This is a genomic window from Foliimonas ilicis (genome assembly GCF_039939195.1).
GTDB classification, from domain to species: domain Bacteria; phylum Pseudomonadota; class Alphaproteobacteria; order Rhizobiales; family Rhizobiaceae; genus Foliimonas; species Foliimonas ilicis.
The window spans coordinates 1-19486 of the sequence record NZ_JBDUUH010000016.1; the positions used below are offsets into that span (position 1 = coordinate 1).

Here is a 19486-nt window from a genome sequence, read left to right on the forward strand (position 1 = left end):
TGAAGGGAGGGTTTGTTCAATGCGCAGTGCCAAGTGCGCGGCAACCAAAGCTCAGCAAGAAAATATCGATTTTCCGTTAATAGAGAAGATCGTCCTCACTGTCAACTTTCTGTTTAGTTGGACGGCGACCCTATCTGAAAAGTTGAGGAATGAAAAAAGCCGCCAATGGCTCTTGTTCCTCAGCTAAGGTAAGCTCAAGCATGCCTGCTCAAGGCACGCCGTATTCCAGTCTTCGGGGTAAAGCCTTTATTGCGACCTCACTGGATTCGATTCATACTTGTGTTGTTGCTGACGTCGCCAATCAAAGCATCCTCTTCCATTGTCGCGATCCAGCGATATCCGTCCAAGCCAAATATCCCTTGCCTTGCAGTAAGAGAATGGATCCCTGTCCGTCTACCGGCAGAGGCCTTGCTTGCGCATCTGCCGAGCGTGGGTTCGACCTAGCTGCTGAGCCCAAGCATCGGCTTTTCTCGAGCCGGAAGTCCGAACGATACGATTGTATTCGGCCTCCATTCGCCGCCGGTCATGAGAGGAAACGAGATCGATAGAGCAGCGCGGAAGCGCCCGTTGACGTGACTGGCCTGGTTTGTTTTCGCGGGCGCTGCGGTTAGGCTTTATCGACCTGTTACGGTTCTGATGGTCCTGTAGGCGCTGCCATTGCTGGTTTTCGAGGTGACGACCTAAAGTGTTCATGTCTTGCGCAACGGCAGGTGCAGCAATTGCCAGAGCCAATGTTATAGCTGCAACCCGCATTGCCAAGGTCGATATTATTTCTCGTTTCATCCAATTCTCTCACGCGCTTCGTCGCCAGGCAAGAACTTAGCGCGCCAGTCAAAAGCTGCAACCCTGTGAGTGAAGTGGAATCCGGCCGAGCATGTAAACAGCTGCAAGAAATGGATTCGCTAATTCGTGTCTGATTGAAGCACTCAGGCGCTACGAGTTGGCTATTTCGCTGGCACCGATATTGCATTGATCCAATGGAGGTCACCTCGCAAGGTTGTATCGCACAATGATTGCAGCCGTCGCCGGTGCCAAAGTCAGGTAATAGGACATCACCTCAACAGCTAAACTGAAAGCCGGTGCAAACCCGCTGAACCCGTAAGGATTTCAAACATGGGTCGACCAACCGATTAGGCGAGGAAATCGCAAAGTTCATTTGCATGCAGATTGCAGGGGAAGAGCCATAGAACCGTTTTTGAGCTTGTTGAAGTCGATTGAAAGAGCGACATATCTATGGCTCATGCCGACACGCCGAAAAATAGAAGAATCTGTGCTGCGAGTGGAAGCTGTCGCCTTCCGCCACATTCGGGTCGTCAGTTCGAGCGAAGGGAATTCTTCTCGAAGCGCGTGCCCACTTGCCCGAGGGGGTGAAAAAGCTGCTGAACTTGGAAGCCGGCGTGCTCATCTTGCGCATACCGGAGGACGCCGATGAAGATTTTTCGACCATGTCAGCGATCGTGTCAAAAATAATCAAAGGCGCTGAAACACTGCCCGTGATTCCCCGCGAGGTTGAGGACATTCTGACGATTTCCACGACCGAGCGGCATAGGTGGCTCAATGACGGGCGCTTGCAAAGCGCCGGAACACGTACTGTGAAACTTCGTGGGCGTGCTAAGAAGATAACGTTCCACGTGTTCGACCCCCGTCACATCGAGGATGTCCTCGACCGCGATCTGGCTACGGTCTGGCGTGAGGAAGACGCATTGACAGCCGCAGAGAACAGGCGGCGAGCGGCGGGAAAGGCAGCCCTGACGCGGGCCAAAAAGAGCGGTAAAGGCAGTCAGACATCTGACATGTCTGATCAGAAACCACAGGGCTGGGAAGAGTTCGAAAGCGATGGATTCTTGCGTTGATCAACTCTTCCTCTGTTTGGGGCTCGCCTGCCCATATTGTCCATCCATTTAAGCGCCATGTGCCCAATCCTATATGTGCCGCTTTAAGCCATAAAATCATAAGACTGTTTGTTGGAACCGGCTATGAACTGTTCGCGGTTGGTAACGCAACGCACCCGTCAGCCGATCGTTATTGCAGTTGGCGTACCCAATGGATTTGAAGACTCAATTTGCTGGGCCTAAAGTGACATGCCTACGTGCGGATGGGAAACAGACGGCACCTCAAAACAGCGAACCTTGCTCATCCTCGGCAGGCGGTTCTTTGGGAGCCAGAACTTCTTCAATAATGAGCGACGCTGAAGGTTCGACGATGACGAGCATGTCGTTTGGAAGTGATCGTTGAAGATGTTCGACCTCGTCCCACCGCCCAGTCAGCCATAGATTTATTCCTTCCGCAGTGGTCAAGACCGCGGGCATCGCCTTCTGACAATTGGCGGCACGACAACGTTTGGTTCGGTTGTTAGAAAACCGAACAGTTCAAACTCGCGCGAATAGAGAACTTACCAGCCAAATTTCACTTTTGGAAGGCTCTTCTTGAATTCGATGAGCACATCATGAACCGCATGAATCCGGCTGTTGCAGAGCTACGAAACGCATGCAACGTTTCGAAAAGCGCGGATTCTTACCGAATGTGCTGCCTTTCGGTGTAGAAGCGATCGATGGCGTTCTGCCAGGTGGCTAACTCGCGTTAGGCGCGCTACACGAAATTGCGGGTGGGAAACGGCGCAATCGATGGAGCAGAATGCGCATTGTTTGCAGACGGAATTGCTGGACGAACAAAGGGCAAAACGCTTTGGTGCGTAACTCACGAGTCCGCCCCGTCTGCATCAACAAAAGCCGGTGGGACGGTACTCTTGAGCCAAAAGGCGAGGACGGCGGTTTTGCGGTTCGCTTGGGTCTTCGGATGGTGCGGGGTCTGGCGAACGCGCATGGCGCAGCGCTGTCAAGCACGCGTGCAGACGAACCTTTCACGTCAGTCGATGACATTTGGCAGCGGGCGACAATTCCAGTTTCGGCTTGATGCAGTTGGCCGAGGCTGACGCCTTTCTGCCCTCATTGGCACTGCCGCGTCGGGATGCACTGTGGGCTCTCAAAGCTTTGCGCAACGAAGCATTGCCGCTTTTCGCCGCAGCGTCGGAGCGTGAAGGACAGATAGCCGCGGAGGTCAGTGAACCGATAACAAGCCTCAATCCAATGACTGCCGGACGCGAAGTGGTTGAGGATTACGGGCCCACTGGGCTTACCCTTCGCGAGTATCCTATTTCATTCCTCCGAAGAAATTTGGCGCAGCAAGGCATCAACACGTGCCGTGACGCAATGCAGGCTCGGAACAGAACCTGGTTAAACCCTGCAGGGCTAGTCCTGGTCAGGCAACGCCCCGGCTCAGCCAAAGGCGTCATGTTCATTACGGTCGAGGACGAAACCGGGATCGCCAATCTCGTGGTGTGGAAACAGACCTACGAAAAGTTCAGGCGTATTGTGCTCTCAGCCACCATGCTGGGAATTTATGGCCGCATCCAACGGGAAGGGGAGGTCGTTCACCTGTTTGTTTACCGACTTTCCGATCTCTCCCACGAGTTGGCGAGCGTTGGTAATCGGGATAATCTGTTTCCTCTCCCACACGGACGCGGTGACGAATTCCATCATGGCTCGGTGCCAGACGTCAGAGGGTCACCGAAACATCCGCGAGTGCGAGACATCATCGATCCTTATCAGCACATTGACGAGCTGAATATGAAGCATCGCAATTTTCGATAATTGAGCCGGGCGCACAGGCCCATACGCCCGTGGACACGGGCTTCAGGCTAAAATGTTGCGTGGCCGGTTGAACCTTCATTGCTGTAGATTGAAGACGTTGGTATCGAACAAGCTTGTTCTCAGCGTTCGATACAGGCAGGTAGAGCAATGGACATCAAGCCAACGGAATTCGCCATCATATCGAAGTCACGAGTGCCATACCTCGGTGGGTTGCGTTCTTTTTACAGCGTCGCCAAGTTTGGTTCTTTTTCAGCCGCGGCAGAGGCACTCGCAGTAGCACCCTCGGCGGTGAACCGTCAGGTGGCCGCTCTTGAGGAGAGGCTTGGAGAACGTCTGTTCGATAGGGGCCGCGGTCGTGGCGGCATCCAACTAACGGCGGTGGGCACGGTCCTTTTTTCACGGATGCTATCGGTGATGAACGAGATCACTGTGGCCGACGAGGAGATCAATCTTCTCCGTGGCTTACGGCGCGGACACATAAGACTAGGAGTTAACGAAGTTGTAGCTACGCAGATATTGCCGAAAATTCTTGAAGGTATCCACTCCCTTCATCCAGACTTAACGTTCCGTATCACGGTCCAAAATTCGCCCATTATCGTACAGAAGCTTCGGGAGGGAGAGATCGATATTGGTCTTGGATATAATATTACCCAACAACCTGACATTAGCTTCCATGATGTTGCGAACCACAACAGTTATGTGATTTCAGCCGCAGGCGACGAGCTTTCGACTTACTCCAAATTAACTTTACATGATCTCGTTGGAAGGCGCTTTATTTTCCCGGACACATCTATGGCGCTTCGGCAAACTCTCGACGTTGCCATTCAACGCCTTGGCTTGGCTTTCGAACCATTCATCGAGACTGATAACTTCACGCTGCTGAGAAAGCTTGTGGCGACAGGACTAGGTATTAGTATTGTGACGGGCCATCTCAACCCACTGTTGGACGAGGGTTTGGCGTATGTGAAAATCGATGATCCGGCGTTTCGTTTCGGTACGCTCTGCTGTTGCACACTAATGGGACGCACGGTATCCAGCGCTTCGCAATTGTTTATTGACACAGCGCGGAATGCTATGGACTCGCTAGCTGATGCCTGATCAGGGTCGCCGGTTAAAGTTCTTCCAGATAAGATAGCGCGATGGAACTTTTCCAAGCGCGCCGAACCATTGAAGTTCGTGCGGACCCATCCAGATCGCATCACCCTTAACAACAGGATACCACCGGTCACCGAGGCGATAGATGCCCTCGCCATCAAGAAAAAGTAGGCCATGTTCCATGAAATGCGTCTCGACGTAAGGCAGCGACGCGCCGGGGGCGAAGTTCATAATATTGACCTCCGCGTCGAATTTCGGGTTTTTTGGCAGGAGGTTCTGAACCACTAGGGTCTCGTCGCCTTTAAGTGGCTGTCGCGGCGAATCAGTGACACTGCCGCTCACAAGATTGAGTGGTTCTGCATCAAGCCCTTCTTCAGCTACCCACTCGAGGACAACAATCTTGGCACCGGCCGCTACGTACAGACGTCCAGAGTCCGAATGGGGAAAAAATGCAAAATCTTCTGGATGAAGCTCCAGGTCTTGATGGTCTGACGAGAGCTTAGCGCTTCCACCCAATAACAGAGCGAAGCGACGATGCTTCGGCCGAACCGCTGGAAGTTCGACGTCTTTGCTCGCGTCTATTAAATACATGGTCAGCCGAGCGCCCATGACAGGCGATATAAGATAGATGAGCTCCGCTCCTTCCATACCGGGCAACATTACGCGCTCATAGCTTTCTGGAGTCAAAAGAGCATGGCGCGGTTGAATGCTGGTGCGGCTTTGGCCGAGATGAGAAAGCATGGAGGTCTCAATCAAGTTGGAGAAGGAGTTGTCGAAGCAGGGCTTCGCGACGTGGAAGTGCGGAGATTAGGATGTGCTCGCGTGGCGAATGCCATTCATTTCCGATGACGCCAAGACCGTCCAAGGTCGGTGTACCGACACTTGATGTGAAATTGCCATCGCTGCCGCCACCGCTGCGCGTGGCGAGTAAGTCAATGCCAATTCCACGCGCGATCTCGCGTGCCTTAGCAAAAAGCGAGCCGGGCCCCTTATCGCTATTAAGGCAAGGTTTTTCAATTTCGCCTTCGATCTGCAGCTTGTAGTCACCGTCTGACGGAACGAGACATCGGATTGCTCGATCGATGTGCTGTCCTTCTGCGTTGTCTTCAAAGCGGACATCCACCCATGCTTGAGCAGAAGCCGCAACGACATTGGCTTCGATGCCGCCTTGAAAAGTACCAACGTTCACTGTTGTGCCGGTAGCTGGGTTGGAAAACCCGTTAAGCTCTAAGAGATGACGTGCAAGCTCGACAATTGCGTTTCTGCCATCAGCGAAAGCGGACCCAGCGTGCGCTGCGCGTCCATATGCAGAGATCAGATATTTTGCGCGTCCCTTGCGGAATGTAATGACTTCATCGTCGCGGGCGGGCTCGGGCACCAGCGAGTATCGAAACTCACGCGCCTGCTCGCAAATAAGGTCTCGTGAGGTCGGCGAGCCTATCTCTTCGTCTCCGTTAAAGATGAGTGTGACGGGTCGCGGCAGCTTTCCTACTTGTTTGATAATTTGGGCAATAGCAGCATAAGCAAGATAGCCGCCACCTTTCATATCGGCTGCGCCTGGTCCGAAGAAACGATCTCCGTCGCGCTGGATCTGGACATAGCCCGGCTGACACACAGTATCGAGATGGGCGACGATTAAAATGGGAGCCAATGGCCCACCGTCGAAATCAACCTTCAGGTGACCGCCTAGTCCATCTCTTCCAGGGATGCGTTTGCAGTGGCCGCCGAGTTCCTGAAAATCGCACTCGATCAGGTCTTGGAGCCTGTCCATGCCAGCGGCGTCGCCAGTCGGTGTATCAATTTCGACCCACCGCCGCAGACCCGCAAGTAGCGCATTAGCGTCTTGAAAAGCAACCATCAGCTGAGACTTCCTTCGTAGTCCACCCAAATGCTCGGCTGCAGGTCTAGAAAGATGTCGGACGGATGGGTTGCGAGCCAATGTGTAGCGACATCATTTCCGCTGGCGAACCAGACGCCTGGCAATCTCGCTGTTTCACTAAGGAACGTTGAGAGATTTTCGAGCCTGTGACCCCAAGCACTGCGGAACGGAGAAACGGTCATATTGAAATAACGGCCACGACGATATTGGGCGGAGAATTCGGCTCGCCAGTTGCGTAATATGGACGCTGGTCGCTCCAAGCCGGTTCCTTCGTCTGGGAACATCAGGAAAAAACGGTCGTCGAAATGGTAGTAATAAGGAAGCGTTATGAATGCGGACTTGTTTTCAAAGTCCGTCACCCAGTAGTGTGGCGCGTCGTCAGACAAACCGTTTCCATAGTAGGCGAAGCCGCACTCTTGAGCCAGCCGCACTGTATCGCGCGACGTCAGGCCCGTTGCGAAAACATCTTTCGCCCGAGGTAGCGAGAACCAGCCGTGCGGTTTCGCACCCGTAGCGTCAGCCACCATCTGTCGGGCGACCCGCATCCGACGAAGCTCTTCGGTAGTGGAGAGGTTACTCGTGTCTTCCCCTGCCAGACCATTTACTGCGATTTCATGACCGGCTGTGGCTATGCGAGATATCAGCCGCGGGTAAACGGAGGCGAAGTAACCGGGAGTCGCAAAGGTGGCTCGAATCTGCAAGCGCGAAAACAGTGCCAGCAGGTGGTCAATGCCCTCATGTATGCCGAACTGGACGGTCGGTGTACAAAAAGACATGGCGTCGATGCCGCCAAGGCCCGTGGCCGGGTTGAGATCGACTGTGACGCCGAAGCCGCAAACAATACCTGTCGGCCAGACGATTACCGTATCACGTATCGCGATTTCGTCAGAGGCTGTATAATTTTCTTTCCAAGGCATATCAGTGTTCGGATCCTGTTCGCCCATTGAGTGGATGAGCATCGAAACAATGCTCGGCAACCTGCGCACACGTAGGGAACCAAACGTCGGGCAATTGCTGCATGTGACGGATCAGTCGCTCCAACATGTCTACTCTTTGCGCATGTCCAGAAACGAACGGGTGGAGGAGAAAATTGACATAGCCGCCCACCTCGTACTGTTGTCGAAATGCTTGGAGCCAAATGTCGAAGACCTCATCGCTGTCTACGATCCGTTGCGCCTCGTTGGGCGTTCCAAGCCACCCAAAGCTGAAAAACATTGCGTCATCGAGCGCGTAGTGGAACGGAAGCTGTAGGAGCGGATTAGCGAGGTCGCTGTCGAGTTGCCAAAACGGTAACTGGCGCGCCGAAGTGAATGAGTTATATCGGATGCCGTTCGCGCGCAGCAATTCAGGTGTGTGTGACGAACGCGTGCCTATAATTTTTTTACCCGCTATTTCCGTCAAGGCAGCCACTGACTTGCTGATATGATCGGCCTCGCGCTCGCGCTCCCTGGGAACGTCATGCTCCCACATATGATCGGCCAGTTCGTGACCGTTAGCTACCGCAAAACGTAGTGCCTCTGGGTAAAGTTGACAGATACGGCCAGGCGTGAAAACCGTTGTAAGCACGTCGTTGGCGGTAAACATTTCGATCAATCGCCATATTCCAACACGGCCGCCGAACTCGCCCTTGCTCAGTTGTTGGGGTGGCTCGTTCCACAGGCGACGCAAAAGCATTGCGTCGAAATCCAGTGTAAAATTTACGGCGATACGTTTGCCGTCTGGATAACTAAATCCGGCAATGTCTATGTGCCGCCGATCATAATGAAGTGCGGAATCCGTCACTGTCTGAAGATCGATGAGATCAGGTACTTGAGTCAATTTTTGATCCCTTTTATTCCGCTGGCATGGGTACGGTAGAGCGCATAGCTGCGGCGATCTCAGCTGTTTTCAGCGCAGCAAGCACTGGATTAATCACTGGGACGCTCGCTTCTTGCTGCAACCGTTCCGGTAACCCCGGCGTGAAGCTCATTGCGAGACAACCAAGCACCAGCGCCTGTGCTCCGTCAGCCACGCAACCACGCGCAGCATCGACGATCATCTCGGTGATCGCCGGGTCTCCTCGTCGAAGGTCGGCAACTGTCGCTAGGACACGACGCTCAGACGCAAAGAAATCGGAAAATCCCATTGAGCGTATACGACCACGCAAGCCTCCGGGGCTGGGGTCTGATGAGAGTACAGAAAAACGCTCGACCAACTGGCAAGCGAAGGAGATTGATGCGGCACCCGGCCCAATAACGGGTATACCTGAAATCTCGCGCAACGCGGTGATTGCCGGGTCACTAAAGCAGCCGAGGACGACTGCGTCATATCCTTCGGAGCGCCAACTCGAAGCCTCTGTTCTCACAGCGACAAATGCCTCGGCAACATCTGCCTCGCAAGAAATACTGTGTGGTCCATTTTTCGGAGACGCCATCGACATCTCTACCCCGGGCCCAGCCCAGGCTTGGAGAAGGGTCTTGCGGCGCTGAAGTTCTTCGCAAGCAACAAGGCGATGGAGAGGGCTTAGAAGTTGATAGAGGACGCGCTTTGGTTTGTTAATTGTAACTGTCATTTCAAAAAGCTCGCTGCAGTCCGACAAGCCGTTGGATCAGCGCAACCGCCAGTGCCGATAATATAATCGACAGGGTTGCCGCAGCTGCTGCCGTAGGCCGGAACTCGTAGGTCAGGAAGTCAAAGAGCGCGAGCGGCAGAGTGTTACCGCCAATCGGCTTCATCAACAGTGACATTGTGTACAGATCAAACGATGTGATGAACGCGAAGACTGCGCCCATAACGACCCCGGGCATGATGAGGGGAAGCGTCACGCGCCGGAAGGTCTGCCATGGCGTTGCGCCAAGGCTGCCAGATGCTTCTTCCATCGCAGGATCGACTTGCCGCATCGCAGCCGATATCGACACATAGGCATACGGGAAGGCAATCAACGCGTGGCCTATCTGCAGGCCGAAAAACGTCTTTCCCAAGCCAATTTGATACAGGAAAAAGAGAAGGCCAATCGCAGTCAGCAACTCTGGGATTAGAAGCGGCAAGGTCATTCCTGTTTGGAAAAGCGCGGCGCGGCGGCCATCAAGCCGATGTGCGAACAATGCTGCGCCCACAGCGAGAATGCCCGTGACGACGGCAGTTATGGCGGCCACCCGGAGTGATATTATCAAGCCGTCGACCAAGTCCTGGCGCTGAAAGAACGCTTCGTACCACTTGAGCGAAAGACCTTCTGGCGGCACTTTCATAATTTGGCCTGCAGTTAAGGATGCAAACACGATCATGGCCATTGGCGCGAGCAGGAAAACATAAAGCAAAACGATCAGTACTTTGAAGCCATGTTTGATAAAGAGATCGCTGACGGTGCGGCTTGGTATCGTTTCCATTACGCTTTGACCCTTTCCATCAACCGGACGGTCATCAGCCCGAAGGCGATTACGATCAAAAGGGTTGCCGCACTCATTATCAAGGCGAGCGCTGAGCCGAATGGCCAAGCAAATGTGCTGGTTAACTCTTGGATGATGAGTGTCGGCATCCGTTGAACCAGTTGTCCACCGAGTAGAGCAGGGGTCACATAAGCCGCGACACTTAGGATAAACACGAGGATCATTCCAGACTGCACGCCTGGAAAGCTCAATGGGAAGATCACACGCCAGAATGTTGCCCGACGTGAGGCTCCCATCGAAGCTGAGGCTTCAAGCAACGCGGGCGAGATGTTGCGAAGCGCGTTGTTTATGGGCAGCACCATGAAGGGCACGAAGACATGTACAAGTGCAATGATGACGATGGTTTGAGTAAACATTATCCGCAGAGGCAGCTCGATCATGCCCAGTCCGAGAAGTGCCTGGTTAAGCGGCCCATTGAGTGCGACGAGAATCATCCAGCCGAAATTGCGGACCAGTACGCCCGTCATCAAAGGTGAAGCGATAAAAGCGTAGAGCATAAGCGCCTTACCGCCTCGTGCCCGGGACAGATGCCAGGCGAGTGGGTACGAAACCGCTAGGCAAAGCAATGTCACGATAGCTGCACCGATCAACGTCTGTGCGAGCACCCCCAGATAGAAGCCGTCCTGGAAGAGGCGACCGTACTGTGCGAGAGTATGACCATCTCCATAAGGTGTGTTGTTTCCGGAAGCTCGGAAACTCATCTCGATCATCCCCAAGAGTGGGATAATCAGGAAAATTGCGATCAATGCGACAGCGGGCGCGGCAAGCAGATAGCGGGCTGCGGCACGCGGGGTCATGGTGCTTCTCGCTTCATGAGCCAGGCATGCTCACGGTCAACCTCCAGCGGGACGCTGCTGCCCAAATCCAGCCGCTCATTGGCTGGAGCCCAAAACCGCAGCAAATCTCCATTCGCCAGTTCCGCTTCGCAGTGAAGGTTTGCTCCAAGGAAAGCGGTTTTGCGCAAGGTGGCATTAAGGTGAACCGGAGTTCCGGGGCGCGCAATGCTTAGCGATTCTGGCCGTAGTAAAAGTTCGAAATCCTGGCCCAAGTCGGGTGTGCCCGGCACTTCGATTTCGCCGATGTCGATGGGTATACGGTACATTCCCGGGCTCAGTTCCAGCCCGCCTCGTAGTGAAAGAAAGTTTGCCTCGCCAGTAAAGTTCGCCACATAACGACCAACAGGTCGTTGATAAATTTCGCGCGGGCTCGCAAACTGCGCAACGCGGCCGGCTTTCATAACCGCAACTCGATCTGAGATGGCCATGGCCTCGGCCTGATCGTGCGTTACGTAAAATGCCGTTGTACGACTTTCTTGTTGCAGGTCACGTATCAGCCATCGAACATCGTCTCGCAGTCGCGCGTCGAGGTTTGCGAGTGGCTCGTCAAGCAGTAACAGGCGCGGGTTGAACACCAGCGCGCGAGCGAGAGCTACGCGTTGTTGCTGGCCGCCCGAAAGCTGACGCGGATAACGATCAGCATAAGGGCTGAGTTGAACGAGATCCAAGGCACCTAAAATCTTTCGCTTTGCTTCTTGTGAAGGAATGTTGCGAAAGATCAGGCCATATCCGACGTTCTGCGAAACCGTCATGTGCGGGAATAGAGCGTAGTTTTGAAAAACCACGCCGAAGTCACGCTTATTGGTCGGCAGGTTAACGATGGAGCGGCCGTCTACGGTAACGTCGCCGCCGCTGGGTTCAAGAAAGCCTGCGATCAAACGCAACGTGGTGCTTTTTCCGCACCCCGACGGTCCCAGCAGCGAGACGAGCTCGCCGTGGTCCGCACTCAAGTCGATCCCATCCAGTGCGAGAAAGTCTTGATAGCGCTTGGTCAACTTGGTGACTTGGATCTGCGCCATAGGTCAGATCGTCCGCGACCAAAGATCGGTTAGCGACTTGTTGATCTTGTTCGCTTCAGTCCAGTCGAACCTGATCGCCTTTTCCAGTTGCTCGGGCTGCAACGGCCACTTATCGAGCTCGGAAGGCAGTTTCACCGTCTTGTTAGTCGGCGCAATGAGCCAGTTGGTGGTCATCCAGAGCTGCGTTTCCGGACTCAGTACGAAGTCGATATATGCTGCTGCATCCTTTTTGTCTTTCCCGTTTTTGAGAATGCTGAACGAATGGTCGAAGACCATCATACCTTCCTCAGGAAGCACGAAATCGACCGGCACGCCCTGTTCCTGCATCGTCTTGACTTCGCCTACATCAAGCGGCGCGATGGCGATCTGGCCTTGAGTGATAAGTGGCGTGAATTGTGACGAATAACCTATCTGCGGGAACGGCTTGAGTTCCGCAAATTTCTTTACCGCTGTATCGATGTCGTCGCGGCCCGATCCGAAATGTTCGCCGGCCCACATCGCCATCATGATGCCTGCTGAATTGGTAATAGCGTAGAAGCCCGTGAGACCTTTGTATTCCTCTTTCCAGAGGTCGGCCCAGCCGCTTGGTGGCGTCTTCACCATGTCCGTACGGTAAGCGATGACGAGCGGGGCAAGCATGCCGTTAACGGCTGTGCTGCCTGCAAGCTTGGCAGGTTCAATCACGTCTTTATAATTCGGGACCAGTTCAGGCGTGAGAGTTTCGAAATAGCCTTCGTCGCGCAGCATCGCTGTATAGCGTTCGTTGAGCATGATGGCGGAAAAAGGCGGGTTCTCCGGGCCTGCAGCCTTGAAGGTGGAAACCCAACCGGTGCCGAGACCTATGTCGAGGTTCACCGGTCGGCCAATTTTCTCCGAGAATCGCGGCATTACCTGATTGCGCCAGTCGTTCTCCCATCTTCCGCCAAACATGTTGACGATAAACGGCGAGTTCTGTGCCTGGGCGGGCAGTCCGATAGCGGCAATCGTGCCAGCTCCGAGGCTTGTCTTAAGAAAATTTCGGCGATTGAGTAACATGATATTCTCCTCTGGATTGCGGATCCGCGTTTCTTTTGAGCGGTATCCATTGGTCGAAACGAATTTTAGATAAGTGGCACCTCTGCAGCATCAGCGTGAAGTTCGATGAACAACGGTCCTTTGTGCTGCTCGACCAACGCGCAAGCATCTACGAGCTCGTCGTGGTTCGTTACGGATACTGCATCTAAGCCATATGCTTGTGCTACCCGCGCGAAAGATGGATTGCTGAGCCGCGAAAGATGGGCATCCATGTTGCGGGCGACAAATTGCACGTGTTCTGCCCCATAACAGGCGTCGTTGCAGAGTATGATTATTAAATCGAGATTATGCTCGATAACTGTGGCAAGCTCCGACGGACCTCCTAAAGCGAAACCGCCATCGCCTACCACTAATACTGTCTTGCCCTCTGGATGGGCGACCGCAGCACCTATCGCTTGGTGGAGACCACAACCGATCGCCCCGAAATGTGCGGTATTAACAAGAGCATGAGGATGCTCGACCGGAAGTGCGCGCCACGCGAGGGTGACGAAGCGCCCGAGGTCAGTGACAAGCGTGCGGTCCGCCGGAAGAACGTTGTCCAGGGCACACAAAGCTTCAAGAAACGATATCCGCCCTTGAGGCAGGGGCGTCAAAAAATTTTCAAGCCCGCTCATACTTGTAGCCGATGCAAGAGATTCAGCCATATCCGCCCCCGCAAAACCGGAGCCAGGGATCTCTGCTTCATCAAGCATTTCAACAATCTGGTTTGCGACCAGGAGAGGCGACCCCAGAATTGTGAGAAGAGGTTCATAATGACGGCCAACGGCTTTGGCGTCTGCGATAACATGAACGACCCGTTTCTCCTTCAAGAGTTCGCCGCTGCCAGTCGTGAACTTGTTGAGACCGGCTCCAAAAGCAATTATCGTGTCTGCGCTTAGAATGATGTCCATCGCGGCGCTGTTGCTTAGCCCTCCATAAATTCCGAGGTTGTGAATTTGGCCGAGGAATAAACCGGACGCTTTCAGTGTAGTGGCGAGAGGGGCATCAATTCTCCGCGCCAAATTAATAAGAGCTTCTTTTGCGGCCTCATCGCACGCACCCCGACCAACCAGCACAATCGGTCGTTTCGCTGCAGCAAGAATTGCGGCGGCTTCTTCGATTGCGAGATAATCTGGAGTGAGCTCCGGCTGAATCGGCACTCCTGCTGTCAAACGTTGGGACACTGGCACGCTCCATTGCCAGTCGATACGCATGTTGAAAACGACGGGGCGACGTTCGAGCACCGCCATCTTTATCGCGCGTAGAAGGTCGGCTGACGCGGTCTCCGGCGAGGTCAACTCAACGTAGCCCGCTCCTGTCGCCGCGACGAAACTCTTCTGATCGAATTTCTGTAGGTGGTTGAGATCGTCGGGTGAGGTGTCGCCAGCGATCAAAAGCAGCGGCTGTCCGGCTTTGGTAGCCTCTATCAAAGCAACGGCAGTGTTGGCGAGGGCAGGCCCGTGAGTTACCGTCGCGACACCAAGCTTGCCGGACGCCTGGCCATATCCAATAGCCATCTGCACTGAGGAAGCTTCGTGGCGCGCTGCGATATATCTTCCCCCTTGCTTTGCGACAAAGCTGTCCACGAAGAAGAGATTGCCGTCGCCAACCAGTCCGAAAAGCGGACCGGGCACATGTTCCGCTAACGTGGCGGCTAAAAGTGCATGTACTGGCGAAGCGGTGATAGACGTCGGAGGCATGCAGGTCGGGCTCCATCGAACTTGAACTTGCTGAAGCGTAAGGCAAGAAAATTTTCGATAAAGTATAAAATTTGACGAGGAATATTGCCGAAAATGCACAATACGCCTCTAAGTGATGCACACGGTGCTTTCATGTTCGGCCTGTTGTCGAAAGATGATGCTTAACTAGGCAGTTGCAGTATTCTACCCGGGTTCAGAATCCCGTAAGGATCGAGCGCGTCCTTTATGCGGCGCATGGCTGCAATTTCTTCCGCTGATCGACAAATATGGAGATACCGGGCCTTGTCGACGCCAATCCCATGTTCGGCACTTATGGCGCCGCCCAACTTTCTGGTTAGTTGAAAGAGTGGTTCGACTAAGTCCTGCTGTCTGGGCCCGCTAACGATATAATGTATGTTTCCGTCGCCCAAATGTCCGAATGCGTGAGCGGATTTGTCCGGCCCGACCATCGCCGAAGCCTTAGCAAGAAACTCCGGTATTGCGGACACAGGAAGTGATAGGTCGAGGCTTGTGAGAGGTGCGCACTGTCGATCTAGCGCTTCATTGCATCCCTCTCGAAATTGCCAGAAATCGAGCCGATCCTTTTCTGACTGCGATATTATCACATCGGTTAACAGGCCGTCTTCCAGACCACCGCTGAGGGTATCATAAAGCACTTCTTGGAGATCGAATTCGAGACTGCTGCCAATCTCTATCAACAAGTAGCAGGATGCCGAGTTCGCAAAGGGAAACTCTACCGCTCGGCAGGAAGCCGACATTTCCAGAAGTGGAGCGATCATGAACTCGCAAGCCTGCAAGAGAGGACCGAAGCGCCGCTTCACGCGGGGGAGGAATTCCAGAGCCGCGTCAATGTGTTCACAAGTACATAACGCTGCAACCTGTTGATGCATTGGGGCATGGAGCCTGAGAACCGCAGCGGTGATGATCCCAAGGGTGCCCTCGCTACCCATCAGGATTTGCGGGAAGTTATAGCCCGTATTGTCTTTCCACAAACCCGTCATGCGGTCGATAATCGTACCATCGGCAAGAACAGCTTCGACACCGAGCACCTGTTGGCGAAACGTTCCGTATCTAACGGCCAAAGGGCCTCCGGCATTGGTGGCAATCATACCGCCTATCGTTGCCGAACCTCTAGCGCCGAGATCTGCCCCTAGCATCCAGCCTGCTTCTGTTGCCGCGTCCTGCGCTTCTTCGAGTGTGTTTCCAGCACCTACACGCATCACTCCGGATTTTTCATCAATTTCTACAGACTTGCGCAACCGCTCTGTGGAAAGCACTACTTCGCCTTTTTGTGTCCGTGCGCCGCCTGCAAGGCCAGTACGTCCACCTTGAACGACACACGCCTGTCTAGCAGCACTCAGCGTTCGGAGAATCTCTGCGCACTCCTCGGAATTTCTTGGCGCATATATAACGCAAGGGTCGTGACCGCGCACTCCAGCGAAATCGTCGTAGTACCGCTCAGCATTCAAAACTTCGAATTTACCAAGGCTTTTCATAAATTTACATCCGGAGATTCACAAAAACTCGATAAGTTCCCTGCAGTGCTGCGCTTGGTCACGGGCGCGCACTCCAATCGAACGACGTAGCCGCGCGACTTAAAATGAAGGTGGCCACTGGACACATTGCGTATTCGCATTCAGCTCTGAACATGCAAGATTTCGCAACTAGCGACGAACGCTTCACTTCCGTCCAGACTACTTCCTTTTCTGAATGCGAAAACAGATATGGGTCTCGTAGCAGTTGGGTATGCTACGAGAACCATAGCCAGATTTTCATCTTCAACCATCTTGATAGCTGTCCCACCGACCGCTTTTGCAGATCGGCTGCCGACGGCGTCAGTATACACCACGTCGAACCCGTCCCCATCTTTCAACAGTTGTATGCCGCCGTTCGCGAGGCCGTCCTTAATCCAGCCCGCACTTTCGTCATCAACAATCTTGCCTTTGACGTTGTAGCCGAAGCATTGGGACGCTCCACAAATCGCAATGACTTGTGCAAGAGAACTGCTCGTGTTCACAAGTAAAATTGCTAATGCAGCTATGGCTGCGCTGGCTTTCGAATTATTCATACTCGACTATTCCCCGTCGGAGACGTTCGTATTTGCACAAGTGGAAGGATAAACTTGCGATGTGATTTCCCTTTCCGTCATACTTCGACGAATTTTCCTGTGGAAATGTAATTCAGACCTATAGACCTAACCAAGGAGCTACCGAATGCTCCTGATTCAAAACTCCTCGGATTTGCCTTCCCGCATGAAGAATCCGTCGTTTGCAAGCCTTTCCAGCCACTCGCTTCCCACCACCTTTGACTAGAATTGCCTTTGGTATAGTGACCATTTGAGTAAAGTATAAAATCACATTATCTCTTCGCCTAAGAACCACGCAATCAGCTAGGGTGTTTGATACCGGAGTTTGATGGTGCACTATTTTCCATGGAATGGAAGGAGGCACTGTGGGACAAGTTCTTCACGAGAGCGCCACCACGACAGAGGCGATCCGTCGAGCAATACAAAATAGTCAAGAGAGCCTGAGGGCTCTGGCGCAGCGCTACGGCATCAATCAGAAGACGGTGGCAAAGTGGAAGAAGCGCGGATCGGTCGCCGATCTGCCGACCGGCCCCAAGGATGCCAAGTCCACGGTGCTTTCGATTGAGGAGGAGGCGATCATCATCGCCTTCCGGCGCCACACCCTGTTGCCACTCGATGATTGCCTCTACACCCTGCAGCCGACAATCCCGCACCTGACGCGCTCGTCATTGCATCGCTGTCTGCAGCGGCATGGCATTTCCAGACTGCCCGATGTGGCCGGAGACAAGCCGGACAAGAAGAAGTTCAAAACCTACCCGATCGGCTACTTCCATATCGACATCGCCGAGGTGCAGACGGCCGAGGGCAAGCTCTATCTCTACGTTGGCATTGATCGCACGAGCAAATTCGCCTTCGTCCAGGTCGTCAGGAAGACTGGCCGAACGTCGGCTTCTGCCTTCCTCGTGGCTCTGATTGCAGCGATGCCGTACCGGATCCACACCGTTCTTACCGACAACGGCATCCAGTTCACCTTCCCGCCCCGTTATGCCGACGGGCCGACTGCTCGCTACATGACCCACATGTTCGACATGCGTTGCCGTGAGAACGGCATCGAGCACCGGCTGACCAAGATCAAGCATCCGTGGACCAATGGCCAGGTCGAGGCCCATCTCGCGGACTTCATCAATGCCTCCAATTATGGGCGACGGCTGAAGACCCTGAAGGGCCTCACCCCCTATGAGTATATCTGCAAAATCTGGACAACCGAGCCAGAACGTTTCACCCTAAATCCAATCCACCAAATGCCGGGACTAAACTCTAAATCGTCCGTCAGATTCGCCTAAGAAGACGATTTGTCCGTCAAATTCGCGTAAGCGCTGAAATCGATGTCAATCTCGCGGTGCTGGTGTGAGCCACAATCATGCCTAATTCGGCACAGGGCAAACCGTTCAAATGTTTTGGGTCTGTTTTAAAGTTTCTATTCAAATTTCTACGTTTACCAGCGGTGTAGAAAATGACCCTTGTCCAAAATGGGTGAATAATCAACTTGTCAATTTGAAAGGGGATCGAATGAGCAACGTCCGAGGGCTGGAAGGTAAAACCGTACTTGTCACAGGAGGATCCAAAGGCATCGGTGCGGCGATCTCACGGCGCTTCATTTCGCAAGGTTGCCGCGTCGTTATGGCATTCAGATCGGACGAGGTGGCTGCATCGAAACTCGCAGCTAAATTGGCCGGTGACACCGGGAACTGTCTCGCGGTTCGCTTAGATGTAGCTGATCCGGACGCGGTAAAAACAATGATCTCGATCGTCGTGACGCGTTTCGGTACCATTGATGTGCTCGTAAACTGCGCCGGAGTCGGCACGTATCGCCCACTCGGCGAGATGGATGCGGCCTTTGTAAGGAGCATCCTTGATACCAATGTTTTGGGCATCGTTTTGATGACAGAGGCAGTTCTACCTCACATGCCTTCCCCAGGCGGACGCATCATCAATTTGTCCTCGGCGCTGGCATTCAGGCCGATCAACTCGAGTTCGGTTTATTCGGCTTCGAAGGCTGCTGTGAATACATTGACGCATGCCTTCAGCAAGGAGCTTGGCCCACGTGGGATAACGGTCAACGCGGTGGCCCCGGGCGTGATTGAAACCGATATGACGGCCAATATACTTGCTGAAAGAGGCGATCAAATATTGGCGATGACGCCCATGGCTCGGATCGGCCAGCCGGACGACATTGCCGGTATTGTGACTTTTCTCGCCTCGAATGACGCGAACTGGATTACCGGACGTACCATTGTCGCCGACGGTGGCGTAACGTAAGACTGACTTAGTATACCTCAAGAAAATCCATTGCCGATCGGGTGGGCCAGCTGATGCCCGCCGACAGGCGAGAGTGACGCCGATAGCGTCAGCGGGAGAGATTCCCATGAATTCGAAACTGTTTGAAGATACGTAAAGAAGAAGACGATTGCTCGCTAAGACAAGAGACTGTCACGATTCCGGAATCGCCTCCGGTGATCAGCGCTATCTTTCCGTCGAGTTTTTTGGAACCGAGATAGAAAGGCGCATCATAGAGCGGCTGAGAATCGATCTTCCGTTCTTCGCCGAGCTTTAGATGGTGCTGCTTGGGGAAGGGCGGTGCCGGGTATTTTCGTGCGCCAGCCTGCATCGCAGCTTTCGATTTCGAGCGCGGTTTGGCGCGATCGTCTGCGTCTACATTTGTTTGTATCTGCTGCGGCTTGCCCTTTTCGCTTGCTGCAGAGGTCTCGCTGGGACTGGCCATTGCTGCCGTCTGCTTCAGAAA

19 protein-coding genes and 1 pseudogene are annotated in these 19486 nt (G+C 53.8%); 6 read left to right on the forward strand and 14 right to left on the reverse strand.

Annotated elements, in window-relative coordinates:
* Both ABFT80_RS25355 and ABFT80_RS25360 read left to right on the forward strand, forming a co-directional pair.
* Positions 1-187 (forward strand): hypothetical protein (locus tag ABFT80_RS25355; RefSeq protein ID WP_347974740.1); only part of this gene is annotated, 187 nt, incomplete at its 5' end.
* Between the two features lie 1081 nt (positions 188-1268).
* Positions 1269-1853, forward strand: coding sequence for a hypothetical protein (locus tag ABFT80_RS25360; RefSeq protein ID WP_347974851.1), 585 nt, complete (start codon positions 1269-1271; stop codon positions 1851-1853).
* A 261-nt stretch (positions 1854-2114) separates the two neighbouring features.
* On the opposite strand, the gene ABFT80_RS25365 is transcribed toward ABFT80_RS25360, so the two are convergent.
* A complete protein-coding gene (locus tag ABFT80_RS25365) occupies positions 2115-2297 on the reverse strand; it encodes a hypothetical protein (RefSeq protein ID WP_347974741.1) in 183 nt (60 codons plus the stop codon).
* A 388-nt stretch (positions 2298-2685) separates the two neighbouring features.
* Here ABFT80_RS25365 and ABFT80_RS25375 point away from each other — a divergent pair.
* Positions 2686-3650 (forward strand): annotated as a pseudogene (locus ABFT80_RS25375) (helix-hairpin-helix domain-containing protein); the annotation flags it as partial.
* A gap of 147 nt (positions 3651-3797) precedes the next feature.
* Positions 3798-4748 carry a LysR family transcriptional regulator gene (locus tag ABFT80_RS25380; RefSeq protein WP_347974742.1) on the forward strand — a complete coding sequence of 317 codons (951 nt, stop codon included), beginning with the start codon at positions 3798-3800 and terminating at the stop codon, positions 4746-4748.
* Here the strand turns inward: ABFT80_RS25380 and allE are convergent, their stop codons facing one another.
* From allE to ABFT80_RS25440, 12 genes are all read right to left on the reverse strand, one after another.
* Positions 4749-5486, reverse strand: a complete 738-nt coding sequence (allE, locus tag ABFT80_RS25385) for a (S)-ureidoglycine aminohydrolase (RefSeq protein ID WP_347974743.1) — start codon at positions 5484-5486, stop codon at positions 4749-4751.
* A gap of 7 nt (positions 5487-5493) precedes the next feature.
* Positions 5494-6603, reverse strand: a complete 1110-nt coding sequence (locus ABFT80_RS25390) for a M20 family metallopeptidase (RefSeq protein WP_347974744.1) — start codon at positions 6601-6603, stop codon at positions 5494-5496.
* Positions 6603-7583: a polysaccharide deacetylase family protein gene (locus tag ABFT80_RS25395; protein ID WP_347974745.1), complete on the reverse strand. Its 981-nt coding sequence runs from the start codon at positions 7581-7583 to the stop codon at positions 6603-6605. Before ABFT80_RS25395 ends, ABFT80_RS25390 begins: the two co-directional genes overlap by 1 nt.
* Entirely contained in the window at positions 7543-8442 is a 900-nt protein-coding gene (locus tag ABFT80_RS25400; RefSeq protein WP_347974746.1) for a polysaccharide deacetylase family protein, read from the reverse strand. Before ABFT80_RS25400 ends, ABFT80_RS25395 begins: the two co-directional genes overlap by 41 nt.
* 13 nt (positions 8443-8455) lie before the next feature.
* Positions 8456-9175, reverse strand: a complete 720-nt coding sequence (locus tag ABFT80_RS25405; RefSeq protein ID WP_347974747.1) for an aspartate/glutamate racemase family protein — start codon at positions 9173-9175, stop codon at positions 8456-8458.
* Position 9176: 1 nt separating this feature from the next.
* Entirely contained in the window at positions 9177-9989 is an 813-nt protein-coding gene (locus ABFT80_RS25410) for an ABC transporter permease (RefSeq protein ID WP_347974748.1), read from the reverse strand.
* Complete coding sequence (locus tag ABFT80_RS25415; RefSeq protein ID WP_347974749.1) at positions 9989-10846, reverse strand: ABC transporter permease; 858 nt, start codon at positions 10844-10846, stop codon at positions 9989-9991. Before ABFT80_RS25415 ends, ABFT80_RS25410 begins: the two co-directional genes overlap by 1 nt.
* The gene (locus tag ABFT80_RS25420; RefSeq protein ID WP_347974750.1) at positions 10843-11904 is read right to left on the reverse strand and encodes an ABC transporter ATP-binding protein; all 1062 of its coding nucleotides are present in this window, start codon (positions 11902-11904) and stop codon (positions 10843-10845) included. Before ABFT80_RS25420 ends, ABFT80_RS25415 begins: the two co-directional genes overlap by 4 nt.
* Before the next feature lie 3 nt (positions 11905-11907).
* On the reverse strand, positions 11908-12939 hold the full coding sequence (locus ABFT80_RS25425) for an extracellular solute-binding protein (RefSeq protein WP_347974751.1): 1032 nt from the start codon (positions 12937-12939) through the stop codon (positions 11908-11910).
* Positions 12940-13004: 65 nt separating this feature from the next.
* Complete coding sequence (locus tag ABFT80_RS25430) at positions 13005-14657, reverse strand: thiamine pyrophosphate-binding protein (RefSeq protein WP_347974752.1); 1653 nt, start codon at positions 14655-14657, stop codon at positions 13005-13007.
* A 161-nt stretch (positions 14658-14818) separates the two neighbouring features.
* Positions 14819-16153 (reverse strand): FAD-binding oxidoreductase, encoded by a 1335-nt coding sequence (locus ABFT80_RS25435; protein ID WP_347974753.1) that lies wholly within the window; start codon positions 16151-16153, stop codon positions 14819-14821.
* A gap of 140 nt (positions 16154-16293) precedes the next feature.
* Positions 16294-16725 (reverse strand): hypothetical protein, encoded by a 432-nt coding sequence (locus ABFT80_RS25440; RefSeq protein WP_347974754.1) that lies wholly within the window; start codon positions 16723-16725, stop codon positions 16294-16296.
* A 383-nt stretch (positions 16726-17108) separates the two neighbouring features.
* Here ABFT80_RS25440 and ABFT80_RS25445 point away from each other — a divergent pair, with 383 nt between their 5' ends.
* Both ABFT80_RS25445 and ABFT80_RS25450 read left to right on the forward strand, forming a co-directional pair.
* Positions 17109-18026 carry an IS481 family transposase gene (locus tag ABFT80_RS25445; protein ID WP_347974755.1) on the forward strand — a complete coding sequence of 306 codons (918 nt, stop codon included), beginning with the start codon at positions 17109-17111 and terminating at the stop codon, positions 18024-18026.
* Between the two features lie 109 nt (positions 18027-18135).
* Complete coding sequence (locus ABFT80_RS25450) at positions 18136-19002, forward strand: SDR family NAD(P)-dependent oxidoreductase (RefSeq protein WP_347974756.1); 867 nt, start codon at positions 18136-18138, stop codon at positions 19000-19002.
* Positions 19003-19090: 88 nt separating this feature from the next.
* Here the strand turns inward: ABFT80_RS25450 and ABFT80_RS25455 are convergent, their stop codons facing one another.
* The gene (locus ABFT80_RS25455) at positions 19091-19465 is read right to left on the reverse strand and encodes a hypothetical protein (RefSeq protein WP_455190010.1); all 375 of its coding nucleotides are present in this window, start codon (positions 19463-19465) and stop codon (positions 19091-19093) included.
* Positions 19466-19486 lie beyond the last annotated feature (21 nt).

Coding starts and splice junctions, on each gene's coding strand:
- ABFT80_RS25380 (WP_347974742.1), top strand. CDS start 3,798: ATGGACATCAAGCCAACGGAATTCGCCATCATATCGAAGTCACGAGTG.
- allE (WP_347974743.1), bottom strand. CDS start 5,486: ATGCTTTCTCATCTCGGCCAAAGCCGCACCAGCATTCAACCGCGCCAT.
- ABFT80_RS25390 (WP_347974744.1), bottom strand. CDS start 6,603: ATGGTTGCTTTTCAAGACGCTAATGCGCTACTTGCGGGTCTGCGGCGG.
- ABFT80_RS25395 (WP_347974745.1), bottom strand. CDS start 7,583: ATGCTCATCCACTCAATGGGCGAACAGGATCCGAACACTGATATGCCT.
- ABFT80_RS25405 (WP_347974747.1), bottom strand. CDS start 9,175: ATGACAGTTACAATTAACAAACCAAAGCGCGTCCTCTATCAACTTCTA.
- ABFT80_RS25410 (WP_347974748.1), bottom strand. CDS start 9,989: ATGGAAACGATACCAAGCCGCACCGTCAGCGATCTCTTTATCAAACAT.
- ABFT80_RS25415 (WP_347974749.1), bottom strand. CDS start 10,846: ATGACCCCGCGTGCCGCAGCCCGCTATCTGCTTGCCGCGCCCGCTGTC.
- ABFT80_RS25420 (WP_347974750.1), bottom strand. CDS start 11,904: ATGGCGCAGATCCAAGTCACCAAGTTGACCAAGCGCTATCAAGACTTT.
- ABFT80_RS25425 (WP_347974751.1), bottom strand. CDS start 12,939: ATGTTACTCAATCGCCGAAATTTTCTTAAGACAAGCCTCGGAGCTGGC.
- ABFT80_RS25430 (WP_347974752.1), bottom strand. CDS start 14,657: ATGCCTCCGACGTCTATCACCGCTTCGCCAGTACATGCACTTTTAGCC.
- ABFT80_RS25435 (WP_347974753.1), bottom strand. CDS start 16,153: ATGAAAAGCCTTGGTAAATTCGAAGTTTTGAATGCTGAGCGGTACTAC.
- ABFT80_RS25440 (WP_347974754.1), bottom strand. CDS start 16,725: ATGAATAATTCGAAAGCCAGCGCAGCCATAGCTGCATTAGCAATTTTA.
- ABFT80_RS25450 (WP_347974756.1), top strand. CDS start 18,136: ATGTTTTGGGTCTGTTTTAAAGTTTCTATTCAAATTTCTACGTTTACC.
- ABFT80_RS25455 (WP_455190010.1), bottom strand. CDS start 19,465: ATGGCCAGTCCCAGCGAGACCTCTGCAGCAAGCGAAAAGGGCAAGCCG.